Origin of the sequence: Tissierella praeacuta (assembly GCF_040396155.1) — a bacterium.
GTDB lineage: Bacteria > Bacillota > Clostridia > Tissierellales > Tissierellaceae > Tissierella > Tissierella praeacuta_A.
In genome coordinates this window covers 1-3677 of sequence record NZ_JBEBOY010000090.1, presented here as the reverse complement: position 1 = coordinate 3677, position 3677 = coordinate 1, and the positions used below count along the sequence as shown (strand labels likewise).

General features: G+C 26.3%; 5 protein-coding genes. 2 read left to right on the top strand and 3 right to left on the bottom strand.

Annotated features, from left to right (window positions below; translation table 11 throughout):
• Positions 1-97 precede the first annotated feature (97 nt).
• The gene (locus ABWP20_RS18345; RefSeq protein ID WP_353097818.1) at positions 98-382 is read right to left on the bottom strand and encodes a hypothetical protein; all 285 of its coding nucleotides are present in this window, start codon (positions 380-382) and stop codon (positions 98-100) included.
• Positions 383-512: 130 nt separating this feature from the next.
• On the opposite strand from ABWP20_RS18345, the gene ABWP20_RS18340 reads away from it, so the two are divergent.
• Positions 513-1160 carry a hypothetical protein gene (locus tag ABWP20_RS18340; RefSeq protein WP_353097817.1) on the top strand — a complete coding sequence of 216 codons (648 nt, stop codon included), beginning with the start codon at positions 513-515 and terminating at the stop codon, positions 1158-1160.
• Positions 1161-1165: 5 nt separating this feature from the next.
• On the opposite strand, the gene ABWP20_RS18335 is transcribed toward ABWP20_RS18340, so the two are convergent.
• The gene (locus tag ABWP20_RS18335) at positions 1166-2068 is read right to left on the bottom strand and encodes an RluA family pseudouridine synthase (protein WP_353097815.1); all 903 of its coding nucleotides are present in this window, start codon (positions 2066-2068) and stop codon (positions 1166-1168) included.
• Between the two features lie 103 nt (positions 2069-2171).
• On the opposite strand from ABWP20_RS18335, the gene ABWP20_RS18330 reads away from it, so the two are divergent.
• Positions 2172-2984, top strand: coding sequence for an NAD(+)/NADH kinase (locus tag ABWP20_RS18330; RefSeq protein ID WP_353097814.1), 813 nt, complete (start codon positions 2172-2174; stop codon positions 2982-2984).
• A 42-nt stretch (positions 2985-3026) separates the two neighbouring features.
• Here the strand turns inward: ABWP20_RS18330 and ABWP20_RS18325 are convergent, their stop codons facing one another.
• Positions 3027-3599: a hypothetical protein gene (locus ABWP20_RS18325; RefSeq protein ID WP_353097813.1), complete on the bottom strand. Its 573-nt coding sequence runs from the start codon at positions 3597-3599 to the stop codon at positions 3027-3029.
• Between the last annotated feature and the right edge of the window lie 78 nt (positions 3600-3677).

Genomic DNA, 3677 nt, shown 5'->3' with positions numbered 1-3677 from the left:
TGTCATAAATCGTCTTTGTGTTCAAATGTAAAATCTTTGTTGCAAACTATATATTGTTTTTATCCACAAAAAAGAAGGGTTTATACCCTTCCTTATCTTATTTATCTCCATTTAATAAATCTAATACTTTATCCAATTTAGCATTTTGTTCATCACTTAACATTGGTCGAATGGCTTCCAACTTTTCCATTATCTCTTCATATTGTTCATCACTTATTTGTTCTTCCATATCAGATTTTACCTTTATGATCTCTACAAATATATCTTCCTCTGATTTATCCATGTACTTATCTGCAAGGTTTTCAATCATTGAAATTTCTTTATCACTAGGACTATACCCCTCCATATTGTCAATAATATTTTTAACTTTTTTATCTTTCATCTTTTCCCCTCCTTTTCCTATATCATAATTTATGAAACATAAAATAGATATATTACTAAAAGATATTGCAACTATTAATTTGGCTTTGCATATAATAAGTATTATATCTATATTCAAGGGGGGACTAGTTTTGGATAACAATCTTTTAATATTTATATTACTTATGGTAGCTGGAAAAAACCAAGGTAACAAATTAACAGGACTCAATTCCTTAGGAAGTTTTATAAACGATATGGAAATCGACGTCAAATACACTTCAGAAAAGATTAAAATGGTAAAAAAAATAGGGGTATATTTTCCTGAACATTACATACCTTTAATAAATAAATCAATATTGTTTACTGAGCGTATTATGAAAATAAATGAATTAGTTGATTTTATGAGAGATGATGACTATCAGTATATTAAAGAACCAATAGCTGTAGATAACAATAAAGATAGATTAAATAAAATAATAAATGTATTACAAAAAGAAGCTCATAAATCTGAAACTAAAAATGTTGGCATGGTCATGGATTTAATTATAAATATGGATATGTATAAAAAAATGTTTTCAGTATTGACTTCTGTAATGAGTAGCCAAGATGGACTAAAAAATCCTGCTCAGTTAATGGATATACTTACACCTCTAATGAGCAATGATGCTCAAAAAAACAACGATAAACTTAAAGAAATGAGTAAAATGATGGAGATAATGAAAGTCCTAAATTCACCAAAACAGGAAAAAAGCAAAGAAAATAAAAAAATAGAAGTAATAGAAAGAGCATCTAAAGAATAAGTAATTTACTTATTCTTTAAATGCTTTATTAGTTTTTCCATATCCCTAGGCAAAGGAGCAATAAACTCTATATCCTCTTTTGTTCTAGGATGTTTTACTTTTAAATAGTATGAATGGAGAGCTTGCCTATCTATATAAAGACTTTCTTCATTATATAGACTATCTCCGATTATAGGATGCCCTATATGGTTTAAATGCACTCTAATTTGATGTGACCTTCCTGTAAATATTTGTACATCAAGCAAAGTGGCATCTTTATATCTTTCAAGAACATTATATTTAGTTAATGCATCTTGACCTTCCTCTATTACTATCTTTATAATACTTTTCTCTTCTTCTCTACCAATTGGTAAATCTATATAATCTTCATCCTTTTCTACAATATCATCTACTATTGCCTGATATTTCTTTTCTACCTTATTAGATTCAAACTGTAAAGCCATTTGCTGGTGAGCAAAAGAATTTTTAGCAACTATTAATATCCCTGTAGTATTCATATCTAGTCTATTGACAAATCTTATTTTCTTTTTTATACCTTTTTCCTTAAAATAATATGCTATTCCATTGGATAAAGTATTTTCCTGATGTGATTTTGTTGGATGTACAACTATATTTGGTTGTTTGTTTAAAATCAAAAGGTCAAAATCCTCATAGACAATATTTATATCCATCTTTTCTGGAGTTGTATTTTCATCTTCATCTTCCATATAAATAGAGACTATATCCCCTTTTTCAAGTATCAATCTCTTTCTCCTAAATTTACCATTTACATAAATATTCTTTGCCTTATATAGTTTTCTAAATAGTCGTCCTGATATATCATTACTAGAAAGAAACTCTTCTAAATCTAATCCCTCTTCATCTACTTTAAAAATAACAACATTTTCACTTTCTTCAAATAAATTCATATTTTCCTCCAAATCTTCTTATCTTTATTATATAATATTGGTAAACTAATTATATCAAATTTTATTTAATTTTAAAGGCTAAAACCATTTAGGAGGTCAATTCGTGAATCTTACAGATAATAGAATAATAAATATTATTTCAAATTACAATTTTGAATCAAAGAAAACATCTCAGCTTTTATCAGAAAAGCTTAAAAATAAAGGTTTCCAGATATCTGAAAACTATAGCAATAATGCAGAACTTAATATTTGCGTAGGTGGTGATGGTGCCTTCCTGAGGGCTATACATCGCAATAAGTTCCCTAAAATTCCGTTCGTTGGAATAAACACTGGACATCTAGGTTTTTTCCAAGAAATCCTACCTGAAAATATAGATGACTTCATAGATAAATACATGGATAATGATTATATAGTAGAGGAAATTTCATTAGTCAGTGCTAATATATGCACGAAAAATAAATGTTTTTTTCTCACAGGTGTTAATGAAATAGCTATTAAAGGAATTAAATCAAAAGTAGTTCACTTAGAAATATTAGTAGATGACAATCATTTAGAACGTTTTAGTGGTGATGGAGTTGTTATCTCAACACCTGTAGGCAGTACTGCATATAATTTTTCCAGTGGAGGAAGTATAATTTATCCATCTTTAAATACATTGCAGCTTACTCCTCTATCTCCTATTAGTTCAAAGGCTTATAGGTCCTTAGCAAATAGTGCAGTAATACCAGGTGATATGACTATATCTATTAAACCAGAACTTAGATATGAAAATTCAATTTTAGTCATCAATGATGGCGTTGAATTTAAATATAATAATATTACAAATATTGATTTGAAAATTTCTGACAAGACTATTAAAAAGTTAAACTTTGATAAAAATATGTATTGGAATAATCTTAAGAGTAAGTTTTTATAAAAAACTCCCCCATTATAAGACTTATAATGGGGGAGTTTTATTTTATATATTTACTTTCGTGCGCATAAAAATAACGGCAATTAGCTGTGTTAATAAAACTAAGATGCTTTTCCATATAAGAAACTTATCAATTTCTTTTTCAACTTTATTATATATAGATTTATATCCATTATATGATTTAATATCATAATATAAAATTATAAACATCCATAATATAATAAAAATAGTAAATATATAGATTACCACATCCACAATATAGTCAAAAATACGTCCACTATATATTTTATTTATAATGATCATAAATATAGTTGATATAAATACTATTTTTATTCCATATTCCTTCATAAAAACTGCTCTTCTCCTTGTACTTTCTATATAGTGAATAACAAAGTTTTCTTCAAAAGAAATATTTAAATTTTTAGGAATGTATTTTTCTACATATCTTTTATAATTCTCAGGAATATTATGATAAGCTTTTGTTGTCAAATTAAATATTCTAATGCAAAATATGATAATTATTAATAAAGAAAAATATATATTTCTAATATTCATCAAAAAATAAATAGTCAAAAAATTTATTGGAATAAAAAACTTTATGCAATCAATAAAATTCATATTAAATCTCCTCGATATTAATAGTTAGTGTAAACCTATTTATATAATTAATAGATCTATACTCTGTATTATCAAAGG